At 34.4% G+C, this 19,242-nt stretch carries 12 protein-coding genes; 5 read left to right on the forward strand and 7 right to left on the reverse strand.

Going from position 1 to position 19,242, the window contains the following annotated elements:
* Positions 1–4: 4 nt before the first annotated feature.
* The 5 genes from DLK05_RS11280 to gap form a co-directional block, all read right to left on the reverse strand.
* Positions 5–1,078, reverse strand: coding sequence for an acyl-CoA reductase (locus tag DLK05_RS11280; RefSeq protein WP_127344108.1), 1,074 nt, complete (start codon positions 1,076–1,078; stop codon positions 5–7).
* 245 nt (positions 1,079–1,323) lie between these two features.
* Positions 1,324–1,644 (reverse strand): DUF2752 domain-containing protein, encoded by a 321-nt coding sequence (locus DLK05_RS18060; RefSeq protein WP_127344109.1) that lies wholly within the window; start codon positions 1,642–1,644, stop codon positions 1,324–1,326.
* Positions 1,645–3,223: 1,579 nt separating this feature from the next.
* The gene (locus tag DLK05_RS11290) at positions 3,224–3,922 is read right to left on the reverse strand and encodes a hypothetical protein (protein ID WP_127344110.1); all 699 of its coding nucleotides are present in this window, start codon (positions 3,920–3,922) and stop codon (positions 3,224–3,226) included.
* Between the two features lie 94 nt (positions 3,923–4,016).
* Positions 4,017–6,569 carry a bifunctional aconitate hydratase 2/2-methylisocitrate dehydratase gene (locus DLK05_RS11295; RefSeq protein WP_127344111.1) on the reverse strand — a complete coding sequence of 851 codons (2,553 nt, stop codon included), beginning with the start codon at positions 6,567–6,569 and terminating at the stop codon, positions 4,017–4,019.
* 180 nt (positions 6,570–6,749) lie between these two features.
* Positions 6,750–7,757 (reverse strand): type I glyceraldehyde-3-phosphate dehydrogenase, encoded by a 1,008-nt coding sequence (gene gap, locus DLK05_RS11300; protein ID WP_127344112.1) that lies wholly within the window; start codon positions 7,755–7,757, stop codon positions 6,750–6,752.
* Between the two features lie 587 nt (positions 7,758–8,344).
* On the opposite strand from gap, the gene DLK05_RS11305 reads away from it, so the two are divergent.
* A complete protein-coding gene (locus DLK05_RS11305; protein ID WP_127344113.1) occupies positions 8,345–10,012 on the forward strand; it encodes a BamA/TamA family outer membrane protein in 1,668 nt (555 codons plus the stop codon).
* A gap of 237 nt (positions 10,013–10,249) precedes the next feature.
* On the opposite strand, the gene DLK05_RS11310 is transcribed toward DLK05_RS11305, so the two are convergent.
* Positions 10,250–10,834 (reverse strand): hypothetical protein, encoded by a 585-nt coding sequence (locus DLK05_RS11310; protein WP_127344114.1) that lies wholly within the window; start codon positions 10,832–10,834, stop codon positions 10,250–10,252.
* A gap of 279 nt (positions 10,835–11,113) precedes the next feature.
* On the opposite strand from DLK05_RS11310, the gene DLK05_RS11315 reads away from it, so the two are divergent.
* On the forward strand, positions 11,114–14,050 hold the full coding sequence (locus tag DLK05_RS11315) for a PAS domain S-box protein (RefSeq protein WP_127344115.1): 2,937 nt from the start codon (positions 11,114–11,116) through the stop codon (positions 14,048–14,050).
* Between the two features lie 424 nt (positions 14,051–14,474).
* Positions 14,475–15,125: an SDR family oxidoreductase gene (locus DLK05_RS11320; protein WP_127344116.1), complete on the forward strand. Its 651-nt coding sequence runs from the start codon at positions 14,475–14,477 to the stop codon at positions 15,123–15,125.
* A gap of 15 nt (positions 15,126–15,140) precedes the next feature.
* On the opposite strand, the gene DLK05_RS11325 is transcribed toward DLK05_RS11320, so the two are convergent.
* Positions 15,141–15,899, reverse strand: coding sequence for an SDR family NAD(P)-dependent oxidoreductase (locus DLK05_RS11325; RefSeq protein ID WP_127344117.1), 759 nt, complete (start codon positions 15,897–15,899; stop codon positions 15,141–15,143).
* Between the two features lie 234 nt (positions 15,900–16,133).
* Here DLK05_RS11325 and purL point away from each other — a divergent pair, with 234 nt between their 5' ends.
* Positions 16,134–18,290, forward strand: a complete 2,157-nt coding sequence (gene purL, locus DLK05_RS11330) for a phosphoribosylformylglycinamidine synthase subunit PurL (RefSeq protein WP_127344118.1) — start codon at positions 16,134–16,136, stop codon at positions 18,288–18,290.
* 222 nt (positions 18,291–18,512) lie between these two features.
* The gene (gene ubiE / locus DLK05_RS11335; RefSeq protein ID WP_209319844.1) at positions 18,513–19,241 is read left to right on the forward strand and encodes a bifunctional demethylmenaquinone methyltransferase/2-methoxy-6-polyprenyl-1,4-benzoquinol methylase UbiE; all 729 of its coding nucleotides are present in this window, start codon (positions 18,513–18,515) and stop codon (positions 19,239–19,241) included.
* Position 19,242: the final 1 nt, after the last annotated feature.

Here is a 19,242-nt window from a genome sequence, read left to right on the forward strand (position 1 = left end):
CTTATTAATTAGAATTTAATTGTGTTAAAAAAAGCATGCTATCAACATTATCCGCATAATCCCATAATTCGGGTTCCTGAGCTTTACCGAAAGGAACAGAATTTATAAGGGTAGAACCAACAATGCATTGAATTTGTTCTGATTGAAGGCTCAATTTTTCTTCTAACGCCCTAATTTCGGAATAATATTCATAGTAAACAACACCAATCGGAGAGGCGATTTCATCCAGTTGTCGGAGTAGTAAAAAGCCATTGTCAAGGTGTTTAATTTGGTTCATTAGTAGCAAGGAACGTTGATAATCGTAATTGTTAGCATACTTGCTGTGATTGTTTACGTAGGAATAAGCGTTCCACGTATCAAGCATTTTGGTAAAATCATATCCTTCGGGCACATAGATTTTAGAAACATTTCGACATCCTAAACCAAAATAAAGGAATACATCTTTTCCAAGTGCTTTTGATTCAGCATCGGTTTCCGTACCGTTTAGCACTGCTATGGAATTACGATTCTTGCGAATGATATGGGGATATTTTTGAAAGTAGGTTTCGAAATATCTTGCTGAATTATTACTGCCGGTTGCAATGATAGCATCGAATTGGCTTTTGCCAGTTAAGCGTTCTGTTTCAAAGTGAATGAGTTGTTTAAACTCCGGATGGATAGCAATTAACAGGTCTGCCACAAAATTGAGCAGTTGATTATCCTTAGAAGATAATTTTCCAATAAAGTGATGACCAGCCATCAGTACGCAAAGCATATCGTGGAATCCTACCATTGGGATATTTCCAGCCATGATTACAGCTACTTTCAGGTTGGTGTTTTTATTAGCAATGGAATATTTGTTGATCCATTGATGAATTTTATCTTCTTGCAGAAATTCAATAATTCCTTTTATTGAAAATTGAACATTTTCTGTCGTGAACCAAAGGTTCTCCGTAGAAATGTTTTTTAATAAGCTTTTAAAATTTTCGTAAAAAGAAGCATTTAAAGTATGCTCTTTTCGAGTAGCTTCAGCAGTTGAAAATTGTTGTAAAAAGCTTCCTAATTTTACAAATGCATGGATTCTTTCATTCAGTTTCATGTGTTATAATTTTCTTGTTAAGGCTACATGTAAGCCGTAAGTAAATTTAAACCTTTCACCAGGTGTAATTTTAGCTATTAAATTTACATGCTCGTTTCATGTTTTTTATTTTATCAGAGCTACATACACGATTCGTTTGTTCCTATTAAATGCAATTTCCAGAAAGTTTTGATCCCTGGAAATTCGATGAGGTTTTGTGTTAAATAAATTCCGACAAAGATATAAATAAGAACAAAATATAAGAATTAGACCGTAGGAAAAGAGGATGTGTTGATTATATGGAGCAGGTAAGGTGTGATGAGACTGGCAAACGATAGTATTAGTAATAGTTTCAGTGCTTTACTTCCCCATGTGAAATGGTATTTCAGATCCAGAAAGAATAACAAAACAAGCAACAATATTGGTATTAACGCGGGAAAGGTTTGAATTGATTCCCAAATTTTTCCTTGTAGTAAATATACTATTGCTCGTTGAAAACCACAGCCCGGACACGAAAATCCAAAATGCTTTTGAAAAGTACATGTTAAACTGTTTTGTTCTAGCCATTGTAAAAATCTATGCCACATGATCGGAATTTTCCCAAATAGATGTTTGTGAGACAATATTGTCGAATTAAATTGGCGCTTCGCCCAAACCCGACTTCATTTTTTTGTTTGATCCCAAAAACAGAAGCAAAAAAGATAAAGGCTGCTTTTCAAATACCTTTCTTCAAGCTGCTCAAAAATAAGCCTTTTATAGTGTTATTAGCTATAAACATCTTGTTTGCAAGAAAAAATACAAATAAACAGAAACATTTAGGACGATATTAACTTCTCAACAAAGAAAAATGCATCATTCTATCAGGAAATTAAAACAAAGGATAAACTTTAAATACAAAGGGGAGAGAAATCGTAAGGTCCGGATTGGGATAAGAATCAATACTGCTCTGTTATAGCTCCTCGTTGCTCTGTTATAGATTTTTCTTACTCTGTCATACAATTTTTCCTGTCTGTTATAGAACTTTTCCTATCTGTTATTAATATTTTTTTATCTGTCGTTATTTTATTATTTCCTGTTATTCCACTTTTTTATTCTGTTATTAGTATTAGATACTCTGTTGTTGTACTTTTTATGTCTGTTACAGATTCTTCTCTATTAGGAGCTTATTCCACATGTAAACCATACTATTACCGATGCAATGTTCTCTATTTCAACTTTATTGGGAATTAAAACAGATGAGTAAATACATCTTTTCAAAAAAAGAAAGCCACGCAAGTGCATGGCTTCCTCTTATTTCCGGAATGTAACTTAAGCTTCCTATATCAATCCTGTCCCAAACGTTTTTCCACCAATATTGTCGAATTAAATTGGCGCTTCGCCCAAACCCGACTTCATTTTTTGGCTCTTAAGAAACATTGCTCATAGAAATGTTTCTTAAGATGCAAAAACCAACAAAAGTAGCATGTCCATTGCATTCCACTCTCTGAACATATTTCCTATTCCGTCGCGAATATTCCTACTACCTCTAATCAAGAGAAGTGCGCGCGACGGTAGGAGATATATTCCGTATCCCGGGTTATGAATATTAGAGCCTTTCAGGCTCTCCTAACTTGAATCTAATTTTTCTTTTTTTGACTTGGCAGTATTCGAACAGATTGCCGCGTCTCCGTGCCTCCGCCTCGCAATGACAGCAATTTATTGGGCTTAATGCATACTTTTGGGTTTGGAATTGCAACAAAATATGGTGCAAAAAATTGATGCGAGTCCCTGCCAATAGAGCGTGCAACGTGCTACTGAAGTTGATTTGGAAAGCCAAACAGCTTTCTATTGGCTTGATTCTTTTGCTTTTCTCATTTAAGGAGAAAAGTAAGAGCTAGTCCGGCTTGAGGACAAATAAATCAAAAGCAGTTCAAGCTAGATTATGGAAAATGATTTATAAGTTTTAATGCAGTATTGTCGAATTAAATTGGCGCTTTGCCCAAACCCGATTTCATTTTTTGGTTTGATCCCAAAAACAGAAGCAAAAAAGATCAAGGCTGCTTTTTAAATACCTTTCTTCAAGCTGCTCAAAAATAAGCCCTTTATAGCATTATTAGCCATAAACATCCTGTTTGCAATAAAAAATACAAATAAACAGAAACCTTTAGGATGATATTGTTCGTGAGATTATAACTTGGAAATTGAATTGTAATATTGAAAAATCTTAATCAGGTCTTTTTCTCGTTTAAGCTTTAATTTATTCTTCTTTAGATACTTTTCAATTGTTGTTTTATTGTCTTTAAATAGGTTTTGAATTTTATTTTTGCCCGAAGGTAAAAGTATTGCAGTTTGCTTGAGATATTGATAGTAATATTTGCTTCGAATAGTGTATCGATCAGGTTTTGGAGTAACGTATCCACTCACATTTTTCTTATTTCCTTCAATAAAGAGAGAATAGTATTTTTTCAATAACTTGATTTTTCCTGTAGTAAGTTCCTCGAAATAAGCATCCTTTATTTGATTGTTGCTTTGATAGGGAGCGTAAATGAATTTTTGATCGTTGATAAAAATGGAATCTATCAGTTTGCCAGGTTTTAATGCAAGCGTATCTTTATTTGGAATTAAAATTTGCATCTCGTCGGCAAATACAAAATATCTAAGCTTTACCTTTTTGCCGGTGACATTAATATTTTTTAAATATAAATCTCCGGGAGTCCACTTCTTATCCAAAAAATAATCTCCTTTCACTTGGAATGAATTTTGCGAAACAGATTGATTCATGGATGTTGTAATATCATACAACTGGTTGGAGAGAGAATGAGTTTGTGTGTTTCCTTGTAATGAAAGAAACAGGAATACAAAAAGAAAGATACTAGATATTTTCATTTTAAGATTTAGTTTTCATCACCGTGGAAGTTATGAAAATTGTATCATAAAAAAAACCGATACTTTCACATCGGTTTTAGTTGATTTTCTTTTTTTAAAGATCCCTGCGTTGGTAAAGCGCATCCTCCATATTCAATTCATCGAATTGCATATACTGATAGATTTCATCCTTGTGATCATCAATTTTTTCCTGATACAAGTTCATATATTCTTCTTTTGTTGGAAGTTTTCCTAAAACTGAAACCATAGCTCCTAATTCTGCAGATCCGAGATAAACCTGTGCTCCGGTTCCCATACGATTGTTGAAATTTCGGGTAGAAGTAGAAAATACCGTAGATTTATCCGGAACTCTTAATTGATTTCCCATACAAAGAGAGCAGCCTGGAGTTTCTATTCGTGCTCCAATCTGACTAAAAGTGGAGAAGGTAGCCTCATTTTTCAGAATTGCCTGATCCATACGGGTAGGAGGTGCAATATAGATTCTTACCTTATCGCTTGGAGTACTTCCTTTCCATATTTTTTCGGCAGCTCTGAAATGACCAATATTCGTCATACACGAGCCAATAAAAACATCTTGAATAGGAGTGTTTGCAACTTCAGAGAGAAGTTTAACATCATCAGGATCATTAGGACAGCAGAGAATAGGTTCTGTAATTTCACTTAAATCTATCTCCAGCGTAGCAGCATATTCTGCATTCTCATCTCGCCCAAGTAATTTTGGATTTGCAAGCCATTCCCTACATGCATCAATTCTATTCTGAATGGTGACTTTATCCTGATATCCCATTTCGATCATTGATTCCATTAAGGCAATATTTGAACGAACAAATTCAATAACTCTTTTTTCGGATAGTTTGATACATCCGGCTGCAGCTGATCTTTCTGCCGTAGCATCCGTTAATTCGAAAGCTTGTTCTACAGTAATATCATCCAGACCTTCCATCTCGATAATTTTGCCATTGAAAATGTTGATTTTATTCTTTTTGGGTACAGTGAGCATTCCCTGTTGAATTGCAAAATAAGGAATGGCATTTACTACATCGCGTAAGGTGATTCCAGGATTTAATTTTCCTTTGAATTTTACCAAAACAGATTCTGGCATATCTAGAGGCATAAAACCAAGTGCACCTGCAAATGCTACCAAACCAGATCCTGCAGGGAACGAAATTCCCATTGGGAAACGAGTATGTGAATCTCCACCTGTTCCAACTGTATCCGGTAATAACAATCGATTCAACCAGGAATGAACTACTCCATCTCCCTGTTTTAAAGGTACTCCTTTTCTATCCGCTATAAATTGAGGCAAGGTACGATGCATGTTTACATCGGATGGTTTTGGATAGGCGGCAGTATGACAAAAAGATTGCATAAACATTGGAGCCTCAAATTTTAAGCATGCCAATTCCTTAATTTCATCTGCTGTCATTGGGCCGGTAGTATCTTGTGATCCTACGGTAGTCATTTTTGGTGCACAGGCAGTTCCGGGTAATACTCCTTCCAATCCGCAAGCTTTACCTACAATTTTTTGCGCCATAGTATAGGCCTGATTGGCTTTTGGCATAGGATTATTTGCTTCTGTAAAAATGCTAATTGTCCCTAATCCTAATGCTTTTCTAGCTTTTTCGGTAAGTGCTTTCCCTATGATCAAAGGAATACGACCTCCGGCACGAAATTCATCGGGTACTGTATTTGGTTTGATTTCGAAGGTGGTTATGAGTTTTCCATCTTTACTGATTTCTCCTTTTGTGGTATTGATTTTTATTTCATCACCCATTTTTAAGTTGGAAACATCAGCGATAATTGGTAGTCCTCCGGAATCTTGTGTTGTGTTGTAAAAAATAGGAGCGATAGATTCACCAATAACAATACCTGCAGTACGTTTGTTGGGGACAGCTGGAATATCATCACCAATATGCCACATCATGGAATTACATGCTGATTTACGGGAAGAGCCTGTACCGACAACATCACCAACAAAGGCAACCTTATGTCCTTCTTTTCTCCATTTCGCAATTGTTTCAATACCACCATCAAAACGACCACGTCCCATAGACAAGGCATGCAAAGGAATATCAGGACGAGTAAATGCTTCAGATGCAGGTGAGAAATCATCTGTATTAATCTCCCCTTCGACTTTGAATACTTTTACTTTTATCAGTTCAGGCAATTTTTGTTTTTGAGTAAACCAGTCTGCACTTGCCCAGGATTCAATTACTTTTTGCGCAGCCTTATTTGTTTTGGATAACTCCATTACTGTTTCAAAAGCTTCATATATTAGAATTGTATGAGACAACTCTTTTATGGCGGCATCTGAGAGATCCGGATTTTTTAATGTTTCGATTAAAACGGGAACATTATATCCCCCCATCATGCTTCCCAGAATTTTAACAGCTTCTTTTTTGTTGATAATAGGCGAGCTTACTTCTTCTTTTATAATTTGTTTGAGAAAGGCTGCTTTTATCTTGCTTGAATCATCAACACCAGGTGCGATTCTTTCTGTAAAGAGGTCAAAGATAAGATTTTCCTGACTTGCAATTGGGTTTGTAAGTAGTTGGCAAAGCTCAGAAGTTTGTTGTGAATTTAAAGCCATGGCTGGAATACCTTTGGTATTTCGAGCCTTTTCGTGCATTAAGTATTTTTCTAACATTTTAAGTAGAAATTGTTGTTTTTTCTTAATTGTTAATAGAGAATAATTTCCCTATTTCTTAAGCAAACATATGGTTTTTCTGATTACAATTTTATACAATGAATGTGTTATAAATCATATATTAGGATAAAAAAAAAGCTCCCTTTTTGAGGGAGCTTTTGTACTTTATTGAAGTTAGGATTATTTTACGGAATCCATATATTCGATCAATTCACAAACTTTTGTAGAATATCCCATTTCATTATCATACCATGATACAACTTTTACGAAAGTTGGGGATAATTGGATACCAGCACCTGCGTCAAAAATAGAAGTTCTGGTTTCACCAGTAAAATCATTCGATACAACAGGTTCATCTGTGTATCCAAGAATACCTGCTAAATCTCCTTCAGAAGCTTCTTTCATTTTTGCACAAATAGCTTCGTAAGAAGTTTCTTTAGCTAAACGAACAGTTAAGTCAACAACAGATACGTCAGGAGTAGGAACTCTAAATGACATACCAGTTAATTTACCATTCAAAGCAGGAATTACTTTACCAACAGCTTTTGCAGCACCAGTAGAAGAAGGAATAATGTTTTGACCAGCACCACGTCCACCTCTCCAGTCTTTCATAGAAGGACCGTCAACAGTTTTTTGAGTTGCAGTAGTTGCGTGTACAGTAGTCATTAAACCTTCGATGATACCGAAGTTGTCATTTAATACTTTTGCAATAGGAGCTAAACAGTTAGTAGTACAAGAAGCATTAGAAACGAAGTTTAGATCGTTGGTGTATTCTTTATTATTCACACCCATAACGAACATTGGAGTATCGTCTTTTGAAGGTGCAGACATTACAACTTTCTTAGCACCTGCGTCGATGTGTCCTTGAGCTCTTTCTTTAGTCAAGAAAAGACCAGTAGACTCAACAACATACTCAGCACCAATAGCACCCCAGTTAATGTCAGCTGGATTTCTTTCAGCGGTAACGCGGATTTCGCTTCCGTTAACAATTAACTTACCATCTTTAACTTCAACTTCACCATTAAATCTTCCGTGAGTTGAGTCATACTTTAACATGTAAGCCATGTAGTCTACATCAATTAAGTCGTTGATTCCAACTACTTCAATTGTTCCTTTAGCAACAGCCTGACGGAAAACAAATCTTCCGATACGGCCAAATCCGTTAATACCAATTTTAATCTTTGACATTGTGTATAAATTTTAATTTATAAACCCTTTGTTTCTCAACGGCAAAAATATGTAATTTAAAAATATTTTGTACAGAAAAAAGGAATTATTTTATTTGCCTGTTTTTTACTGGCATCAATGTAATTATCAGTAAATTAGGCTTATGTGGTCAATTAAAACGATTGCAATTGATTGTTTATAAATAAAAAAAAATTTCAAGTTTTGAGATTTTTTATTTTATTTAAACAGTTTTACTTGTTTTAACGGTATCTGTTTTCGTATATGCCGGACATCTTTTGTCAACAGCACAGGAACTGAATATTATTCCGAATAGAAAAATTAAAGTCAGAGCGTAAAGTGTTTTTTTCATGAGTTAAATAAATTAAGGATCAAGAATTAATTTTTGCAAAAGATATAAAAAAAAACTTGGATTAGATTGGTTGCAATCAATAAGTAATGTTACTTTTTAACGTTGCTAATTGCTTTTTGTTACGGTGTATTATATTTAAGCCGTATTGATATTATATGAAATGAAGAAAATTTTTATTTGTCTTTTACTGTTCATTGCTATTTGTTTCAGCGGATTGTCTCAGAAAAAAAGTGTGATAATGAAATTGATTTTTTCTGAGCAAACCTTTGATTTAAGTAAATTCTTTCATCACGATACAGAACGATTCACAAATGAAGAGACAGCTTTAAAAAGATTAGAAAATAGAATTTCGCGATTAAAGGAAAGTGCATATATAGAAGCAAATGTGGATTCTTTGTATAGGAAAAAGGATAGTATTTTTGCTTTAATTCATATTGGTCCAAAGTATAAGTGGGGGTCATACAGCTACTTTAATATGGACCAAGTTTCAGGATTATTAAATCAGAGGAATACATTTTCTTCGATGAAAAATGGGTTTAAGATGGTTGACGTAAATCCTAATCATCGTGCAATAATCCAAAAACTTTCTGAGAAAGGATATCCTTTTGCTCGTATTGAAGTTCAGCAATTTAATATCGAGGATAAAGTATTTAATGCAACTTGGAAGATAATACCATCAAGATATATTGTGTGGGATAGTGTTGTGGTGAAAGGAGATAATAGAATTACAAAAAAATATCTGCAAAAATATCTGGGGATTAATCCTGGTAAAGCTTTTAGTGAACAAGACCTTCGTCGTGTTTCCGGTAAAATAAATGCCCTAAGTTTTGTGCAGTCTTTAAAAGCGCCAGAAATAGAATTTGATAAAGGCAAAGCCAGACTCTATACTTATCTGGATAAAAGACCCGCGAATCAGTTCGATGGAATTATGGGTATTCAATCTAATCCGGAGAAGAACGGAAAAATAGCTTTGACAGGAGAAATAAATTTGTTGTTAGTGAATTCTTTTTCGGCTGGCGAAAGTATTCATTTAAATTGGCAGAAGTTTGAAACCGAAAGCCAAAATCTTGCTCTGGGCTTATCCTATCCATTTTTAATAGCTAATAGTGTTGGGATAGATGTGGATTTTAGCCTGCAAAAGCAAGATACCACGTATATAACCACAAAGTTAAATTTCGGAATGCGTCTGTTTCAAAGCGGTAGGAATCACTTAAAATTATTTTGGACTTCAAAAGCCTCTCATTTGGTAGCAACTAATCATTTTATAAATGCGAGCCAATTGCCTGATTTCGCAGATGTGAATACCAATTTATTGGGTGTAGCTTATCACTTCGAAAATCTTGATTATAACTTTAATCCAAGAAAAGGGTGGAATGTAAATTTTAATATTGCAATAGGAAAGCATAAAATTAAAAGAAATAATAATTTACCACAGCATTTTTATGAGGGAATTCCTTTTAAGCAATCCATGTTGAATGCAGGTTGGAAATGGGAATATAACATCCCTCTATTTTCAAAATTTAGTTATCGTATAAAGAATCAGGGAGGAATATTATCTGCCTCTGATTTGTTCTTGAATGACTTATTTAAGTTAGGCGGAATTTCTAATTTAAGAGGATTTAATGAGGATTCCTTTCGTGCTTCGAAATATACAGTATTAACTAGTGAAATTAGATTTATTCCGGAGAAAAATACTAGTTTATATCTTTTTTGGGATGGGGCATATTATAAAAATGAATTGAATACTGACAGGTCTGTTGATTATCCATGGGGAATAGGATTTGGAATTAACTTTGGAACCAAATCCGGAATATTTTCACTGAACTATGCTTTGGGAAGCCAGAATGGTCAAAATTTGGATTTTCAAAATGCGAAGATTCATTTTGGGATGATTAGCCGGTTCTAAAAAAAAGACTGCACAGCCTTTTGTACAGTCCTTTAAACATCAAACTTCAAATTATTAGTCGCGATTCTTATCAGTACTTTGATTTCGTAATCGATAGTTCAAAACTATTTATAATATTTTAAATAATTCCTTAAATCGGATAAGTTCTACAACATAGCGCAAACGTTTGAAAAATATTTTATTTGTGCTATGATTACGCAAGTTTTGACTTGTAGGATTAGCGTTTAACTAATTGGTTTATTGTTTTGTGTCGGGATAATTGCTTTTGTTATTTTTAAGTTTTATCCATAAAAAATAGGTAAGTAGGATAGTGGTTGCACAAATAATGCTAGCTATCCAAATGGGGAGACTATCTTTCATCAATGTATTAATCAGAAACAGTAGGAGAATCGAAATTAAAACTCCCGCAGGAAGTGATTTCAGCATATATTGATAATTGGAATTGGAGGATTGTAGCGCGAGTTCTTCCACCTGATCAACATTAACATCAAATTCCTGAATTGCTTTTGAGAAAGCATTCGTTTCGGCATTAAAATATTCGTTTTCTTCTCGAAGCAAAAATGGATCTAATGTGCTGAAATTGTAAGTCGCGAAAATATCGTAATCCATTCGTTCCTTTTTAATAATTTCTATATTTACTTTCGTATTCCATTTTATTGGATTTAAATAGAAAAAATTTCCCAGAACAGTACCTCTCCTAAAAACCATACCAATTGCATTCGCATCAGTTAATTCATAACCCCGAACCTCGAAGAATTTTATGATATCGGCAACCAATAATTTCTTGTTTCGCTTGATATTAAATCCAATTAATTTTTGCATAAAATACAGATTAACTTCATCAAATATATTAAAAAAACATGCGCAGCGCAATATTATTAATAGAACTCCCTATTCATTAGGTTAATAGTTAAATTACTTGGTTTAGGGGAAGGTGAATTTCATCTCTAAAATCTTATGGTAAGGATGTTTTCTGACAATTAGTCATAATTAAAAAGTATTAGAATTCAGGAGCTAAAAATTGTTAAAAAATAAGAACTAAATCTCAATTTTAGAGTATAAAACAAGGTATTGCCAATTATTATACCAAAAGTAATCTCTATGATTTCAAACCTACGATCTAAAGCCTCTAATAATGATATTTCTATTAATGATTCTAAGGATATTGGAATTCCTGAAAACTTAGAGTCAATTCTTAACGACTTCTCCTACTTTAGTGGTTGCCCTTGCTTATTTATCGATTTTCAAAACAACTATGTGAATAGTGACGATTGCATGGCAAATTCCTTTTTCAGTAGTAGAATATGGAGGAGTGAAGAGAATAGGTTTGCAGATATTTCTCAAATGAAATCGGAGCGAAAAGATGAATGTGTTGAGCTAATATATGGGGAATACGCAAGAGCTATTTTTGTGCCGGTAAAAGTTAAAGGATTACTATTTGGATATTTTGTGTACGGACAATTTATTTTAGATACCGATTTAAATTCAGATCACAAGCACTGTAGCACGGGGTGTAATGTAAATTATAAGGATGAAATAGATCTTTGTAAAATATTGCCCAGAGAAGAGATTGAAGAGAATATTAATAAATCAATAAGATTTGCACGGGGAATTTCTTCTCAACTCGAAATGAGTTTTGACTTAAAGACGGAAATTAATAAAAATAAGGTCGTTGCTAATGAGTTGCTTTTGCAAAAAACATTTTTCGAGAATCTATTTAATGACTCTCCGGAAGCCATCGTCATTCTCGATAATAAAGATAGGGTAATTAAGGTAAATAGTGAATTTGAGAGTTTATTTGAATATACCCAGCAGGAGGCAGAAAACCAACTGATCAATGATTTAATTGTTCCGGAGAATTTTAAAAATGAAGGTAAGAATGCTACAGATAATGTATCTGGAGGAAGTTTGGTAGATTTAACCACATTGAGGCAAACAAAATCGGGTAAACAAGTTCATGTACAGGTGATTGGTAAGCCAATAACATTAGGCGATAATCAGGTTGCCGTTTATGCTATTTATAGAAACCTGACAGCTCAGGTTTGGAATCAAAAAAGTCAACAAATTATTCATCGTATTTCAGAGTTGTTGAATTCCTCCACGGATACCATATTAATGATACAACATATTGCAGAAGAAATTGAGCAAGTCATTGGTGTGGGTGAGTTGTTTATGGAACTAGTGAGATCTAACCAGAAGAGTTTGAGAGTATTCCATGGGAAAGCAGCATCTTTTGAGGAAGTAAATTTTACACAGTCCTTAAGTTCCATAGTTCTTCGTGAGAAAAAAATGCTTTACCTGGATAAGCAACAAGTGGCAGAACGAGTTCAATCTAATTGTCTGCAAATTGAAAAAAAACCATTATTCTGGTTAGGAATTCCATTAATAGCAGAGGGAAAGGTTTTAGGTACATTTGGAGTTGCTTCCTATTCCGGATCGGGAGAACTAAATTTGGAGAGTATTAAATTATTGGAAGTGATTGCTTCCCAAATAGCTGCAGGAATTATCAAAAAATTGAAATCCGAAGAAATAAGAATGCTTCACCTTTCGATGGAACAAAGTCCAGCTTCCGTTATTATTACAGATCTGGACGGAAATATTGAATATGTAAATCCAAAATTTTGTGAGTTAACTGGTTATACGGCAGAAGAGGTAAATGGGGAAAATCCTAGAATTTTAAAATCAGGATTCACACCAAAGGAAACCTATGAGGAACTTTGGGCTTCGATAACTGCCGGAAAAGAATGGAAAGGTGAATTCTTAAATGTGAAAAAGAATAAAGATTTATATTGGGAAAGAGCAAATTTCTCTTCTATTATGAATGCAGAGGGAGAGATTGTGCATTTTCTGGCGATTAAAGAGGATATAACCAAGTATAAGCAGTTCGAAAAGGAATTACTCGATGCAAAGGATAAAGCAGAGCAATCTGATCGTTTGAAATCTGCTTTTTTAGCAAATATGTCTCATGAATTACGAACCCCATTAAATGCTATTATTGGGTTTTCAAATCTCTGTGATGATTCGATGACTATGCCGGAAATATTGGAATTTGTTAGCTTAATCAATAAAAGTGGGAATCAGTTACTCGGAATTGTGGAGGATATCCTCAGCTTTACAGCAATGGAATCAGGTGGAGTGAAAATAAATAAGGAAGAGTTTTTGATGGCGAATTTTATGTCTGAAATTCAAAAACTTGCCGAGGAAAAGCAAATTCTACAAAGTAAGGAGCGATTGGATTTAGAATTTAATCCAGACACTAATTACAAAAGAATATTAGTAAAAACTGATTTTCAAAGATTACTTCAATCTGTTGGAAATCTTTTGAAGAACGCATTAAAATTCACGAATGACGGATTTGTGGAATTTGGCTATAAGATAATTGGTGAGGAATTACATTTATATGTGAAGGATAGTGGCGTTGGAATAGAGGATGGCAAAAAGAATTTGATATTTGATCGGTTTCGTCAGGTGGACGATTCAATTACCAGAACATTTGGAGGCACAGGTTTAGGATTAGCAATAGTGAAGAAAAATATTGATTTGCTAGGCGGCAGTGTAGAAGTGGAATCTCGACCTAATGAAGGCTCAACTTTCACGATAAGATTAAATTGCCTCCTTTCCGCTGAGAAAATAAAACAATCCCCAACGCATAATGTGCCTGAAAAAATGGAGAATGGCAGTCCTTTGATTTTAGTCGCAGAAGACGAGTTGTCCAATTATCGATTAATTCAGGCGATCCTGAAAAGAAGTAATTACGATATAATCCGTGCAAATACGGGTGAGGAAGCCATACAAATATGCAAAGAGAATAAAAATGTGAAATTGGTACTCATGGATATTCGGATGCCAGGAATGGGGGGATTACTTGCGACTAGCGAAATTAAAAACATTATACCTGATTTACCTATTATCGCACAAACAGCATATGCAATGAACGAAGATAAGGAAACAGCCTTGGCACAAGGATGTGATGATTATATCACGAAGCCGATTAATCGAATGGATCTTATAAAGAAGTTGGAGACTTTTCTTAGATAAAATGATTGTTAACTCCATCAATTATAATCTCCAGATTTGGATTTCAAACCTTCACTAAGCAAATTATTGCTTTAATTGGTTTTTGATTCTTCAAATCGCTTCAATTAAGCATTTAATCAGGGGATGGAGCCTCCAATCGCTCTTTTACCCCTCCAATCGGGTAAGGTATCAACAATCGCAAGGCTTATAGCCGTTTTTATGTAAAAATTGTTTCGATTTTTCAAAAAATGAAGTGTTGCTTATTTTTCAAAAAATCACAAATTTATAGTGGTAGGATTATATGGTTTTCAAGGAGTTTTATTAATTTTCTTCATAGAGCCGTATTGGCAAAATTCAATAACCCATTTAAATTGTATTAAATACAATCTACATGTCTGATTTTTTCGTATAAGTTTTTGATGAGTACTGATAATAAATACAAAATATGAAAGCACTGGTAAGTGGAGCCTCCGGGTTTACAGGTTTAAAATTGGTGAAAAGACTGCTTGAGGATGCGGATTATACCAAAGTGTATATTTTGGTCAGGAAAAAAATAAAACTTACACATCCAAGATTAATTCAAATTAAGGTTGATTTTGAAAAATTATGTTCAGAGGATATTCCGGATTGTCTGGATGTTGCTTTTTGTTGTCTGGGCACTACAATTCGAAAGGCTCAAACCAAACAAAATTTTCGTAAAGTAGATTTTGAATATATCACTCGATTTGCAAAAGTATGCGAAATGTGCTGTGTGAAAGATTTTCATCTGATCAGTGCAATTTGGGCAAGTCCTCAATCCTATTTTTTTTATCAACGGGTAAAGGGGGAGGCGGAGTCCTTTATTACTTCCCTCGATTTTGAATCGGTTGTTATCTATCGGCCGTCTGTAATTTATGGTAGGCGAAAAGAATTTCGGCTATTCGAAAGCTTTGCTGCCTGGATTAGCCGAAATCTTAGATTTTTATTTATAGGTAAGTTAAATAGAATAATTGCAGTAGAAGGAGATCAGCTTGCGGAAAAAATTCACTTTCAATCCAAGCACTTTAAGCCGGGAAGATGGATATTTGAATCCGAAGAAATTTCTTGTTCTCCTTAAATTAAGGCTGCAATTCTACTTTTTATTAACATCTCGTGCCGATGCTTGTGCTGTTGGCATTATCAGCATATCATTAATATTTACATGATCTGGTCGAGTTGCAATAAATTCCACCGCATCAGCGATATCCTCTGCGTAAAGAGGGGTAAATCCTTTATAAACCTGATCGGCCTTTTCCTTATCTCCCTTAAATCGAACAATCGAAAATTCTGTTTCTACCATTCCCGGAGCAATAGAACTCACCTTAATATTGTGTTCCAGCATATCGATTCTCATTCCTTTGGTTAAAGCGTCAACAGCATGTTTGGTTGCACAATAAACATTACCTCCGGGATAAACTTCTTTTCCAGCAATGGAAGTAATATTAATAATGTGGCCGTGTTTTCTTTTAATCATCATAGGGCTTAATGCACGTGTGATATAAAGTAGACCTTTAATGTTCGTATCAATCATCCTTTCCCAATCATCTATCACTCCATCCTGCAATGAAGAAACACCGACAGCCAAACCAGCATTGTTCAAAAGTAAATCAATTTGCTTCCATTCTATGGGTAGCTTGTTAATGGTTTCATTTACATCAGATTGGTTTCTCACATCTAAAACAAGGCTAAGAACTTTTTGATGATATTTCGATTGAATTTCTGTTTTTAGCAAATTTAATTGATCTTCCCTGCGGCCAGAAAGGATTACATCGTAACCTGTTTTAGCTAATTTGATAGCGCAGGCTTTACCAATGCCTGCGGTAGCACCAGTTATAAAAGCAATTTTTGTCATAACAATAGATTTATATTAGTATGTGTTTTTTTAATATCTATTTCTGATCAAGAAAAGATTATTTTATAATTCAAGTCCATTATTGGGATTTTTTATATTAATCTATTTTTTATAGTTAAGGGCTGAGTCCTAATAAATAAGGGAATAAAGATAAGGTAAAAAGCATCTTGATAATTCGTGTTCCTATCTTATTTTTTATAAATTTAAAATATTCAACCTCAAAAAGTACGAAACATGGAAAATCAGGATATAATGATAGAACAGGCAGAAGATTTAGGTATTAATCGGGCGGCCTTTGAAAGGATAAGCAAAAATCTTGGTCGTGATCCCAATTTATTGGAATTGCAAATTTATGCTGTAATGTGGTCGGAAACCGTTTCGTATAAGAGTTCTTACAATTGGATAAATGCTTTGCCTAATAAGGGAAAATATATTATTTCTGGCGCAACTGAATCTAATGCAGGCGTGGTGGATATAGGGGATGGGGAGTATTGTGTATTTAAGATGGGAACGCATAATCATCCATCCGGAATTGATCCTTATCAAGGAGCTGCAACTTGTGTCGGTGATGTCTGTAGAGATGTGGCAAGCTTGGGTGCACAACCAAAGATGTTGTTAAATTCGTTACGTTTTGGAGATTCTGCTCTGGACAGAACAAAATGGTTGTTAGCAGAAGTAGTTAAAGGTGTTCAAAATTATTGTAATGTTTTGATCATGGAAAATATTGGTAGTGAAATATGTTATAATTCTTCCTATGACACTAACCCATTAGTAAATGTGATGGTTGCCGGTCTGATTAAGAAAGATAAGCTGATATATAATCGTGAATTATCCGTTGGCCAAGCTATTTTTATTGTTGGTAATTCAACTGGATCGGAAGGAGTTTTTGGACAGAATGAAGATTTTTCAATTCCAAAGGGAGATCCGGTTCTTGGAAACGCTTTGATTCAAGCCATTCAACAATTAAATAAGGACGATATTTTAGTGAGAATTGAAAATATGGACATGGCCGGGATCATTAATTCGTGTGCTGCAATAAGTGTTCATGCAAAAACAGGAATTGATATCGACCTAAATAAGATACCCCTGCAGCAGGGAGGTATGACTATTGAGCAGGTTCTATTATCTCGAACACAAGAACGAATGATGTTTGTAGTGAATGGTGATAAAAAAGAGCAATTAAGAAGTGTCTGTGAAGAATGGGGAATTCCATGTGAGGAAATTGGTCGGATTACTAATAATAAAACCATACGTTTTTTCGAACATGCTGCAATTGTAGCCGAACTAGTAGCCAATGATTTGGTCATGGGATATGGTGCTCCAAAATTGGATTTAAAGTACCATAATTCCTCCAAAAGTGATGGTGCCGATTATTTTGACATGATACCAGAGCCAGATAATTATTGGAAGGTGATTAATAAAATGGTGAATAATCCTAATCTGGTAATAAAAGAGTATTTAAAAATTCATCTGGAGGAGAATAGAAATAGTTCTCCTTCCGATGCGCAAGTTTTTGCTTTGGACGCAAATCAGAAAAAACTTTGTTTTACGATTTCCGGAAATTCCGTTTATGTATTTAATAATCCTCTTATTGGTGCTCAGATTAATGTTGCCAGAGCAGTTCGAAGGATTTATTGCTCGGGAGGAAAACCATTGGCATTGAACGATTGTTTGAATTTTGGCAGTCCATTGGAAGAGGAGGTTTATTATCAGTTTGTGGAGACTATCAAGGGAATAGCTGAAGCTAGCAAATTTTTTAATACTCCTGTTGCTGGTGGTAATGTGAGCTTTTATAACGAAAGTTCTGTACAAGGCAAACGAAAAGCTATAAACCCAACACCGGTAATTGCAATGTTAGGAGTTATTCCTAAAAAGGAAAATCATATGTCGTATATCTATAGGAATAAAGGCGAAATGATTTTTTTAATTGGGGAATCACGAAACGATATTTCCGGATCTGAATATTTGTGTTCTGTCTATAATAAGTGTAATGTAGGAACTCCATATTTTAATATGGAGGAAGAAAAAGTACTTAATAGTATTATCGAGAATTTGATCGAGAAGAAATTAATTTGTTCTGCTCATAGTGTTGAAAGAGGAGGACTATTTTTTAATTTGCTTGAATCATCAATGCCTTTATCCTTAGGGTTTGATATTACATCTCCGGCAGAAATAAGACAAGATGCTTTTTTATTTGGGGAATCACAAGGTCGTGTAGTAGTGACTGTATCTATGGAAAATGAAGATGCCTTTGTTGATGTAATGATGGAAAGTGGTGTTCCTTTTTCTGCTTTAGGGCATGTTACAAAAGGGGAGCTTAGAATTGATGATATATCCTATGGTTTTATTGACGAGTATAAAGAACTTTATCAAAAAAAGACAGTCAACTAAATTTCATAGGTTTATTTTGCATTAATACTTGGCAGCCAATTAAAAAATGTGGTTGCCAATTTGTTTTATAGACTTGAATTAATGCCTAATATAGTTCTTCGAAATCCAAACACAGGATAGTAATGGTTCTTTATTTTTCATTCATTATCTTTGAGCGTTCAAAAGACAATTGTCTTACGAATAATTTAAGAACAATAACTATTCATTTATATCTTCAAATTCGTGGTAAATCCCTATAAAGATTTAGATAAAGATAAGAAGGCTCAGGTGGCTCTGATGTTTAATAATATTGCAAGGAAATATGATTTTTTAAATCATTTTCTTTCGATGGGGATTGATAAATTATGGCGGAAAAAGGCTGTAAATTTGCTTAAACCATTGCAACCTAAAATAGTTTTGGATATTGCTACAGGAACTGGCGATTTCGCTTTGGCAAATCTGAAATTAAATCCTGATAAAGTTATCGGGATTGATATTTCTACGGAAATGTTAGCCGTAGGTAGAGAAAAAATTGCAAAGAAAAATTTGCAGGATAAAATTGAATTGTTTGAAGGAGATTCAGAGAATATTCAGTTTGAAACGAATTCATTTGATGCGATTACTGTAGCATTCGGTGTACGTAATTTCGAAAATCTGGAAAAAGGACTGAAAGAAATGAATAGGGTGGTTCGTCCTGGAGGAAAAGTGGTTGTGCTTGAATTTTCCAAACCAAGAAAGTTTCCTGTAAAGCAGTTCTATAATTTTTATTTCTTTCGAATATTACCACTTTGGGGAAGAATGGTATCCAAAGATGCTTCAGCCTATACTTATTTACCCGAATCGGTAAATGCTTTTCCTGATGGAGAAGATTTTTTGAAGATTTATGAGGAATGTGGGTTTACCGATACAAAGCAAATTAAGCTGAGCTTTGGCATCGCTTCTATTTATATGGGAACAAAGTCCAAGCAATAAA

This window comes from Ancylomarina longa (assembly GCF_003996985.1).
Classification (GTDB): domain Bacteria; phylum Bacteroidota; class Bacteroidia; order Bacteroidales; family Marinifilaceae; genus Ancylomarina_A; species Ancylomarina_A longa.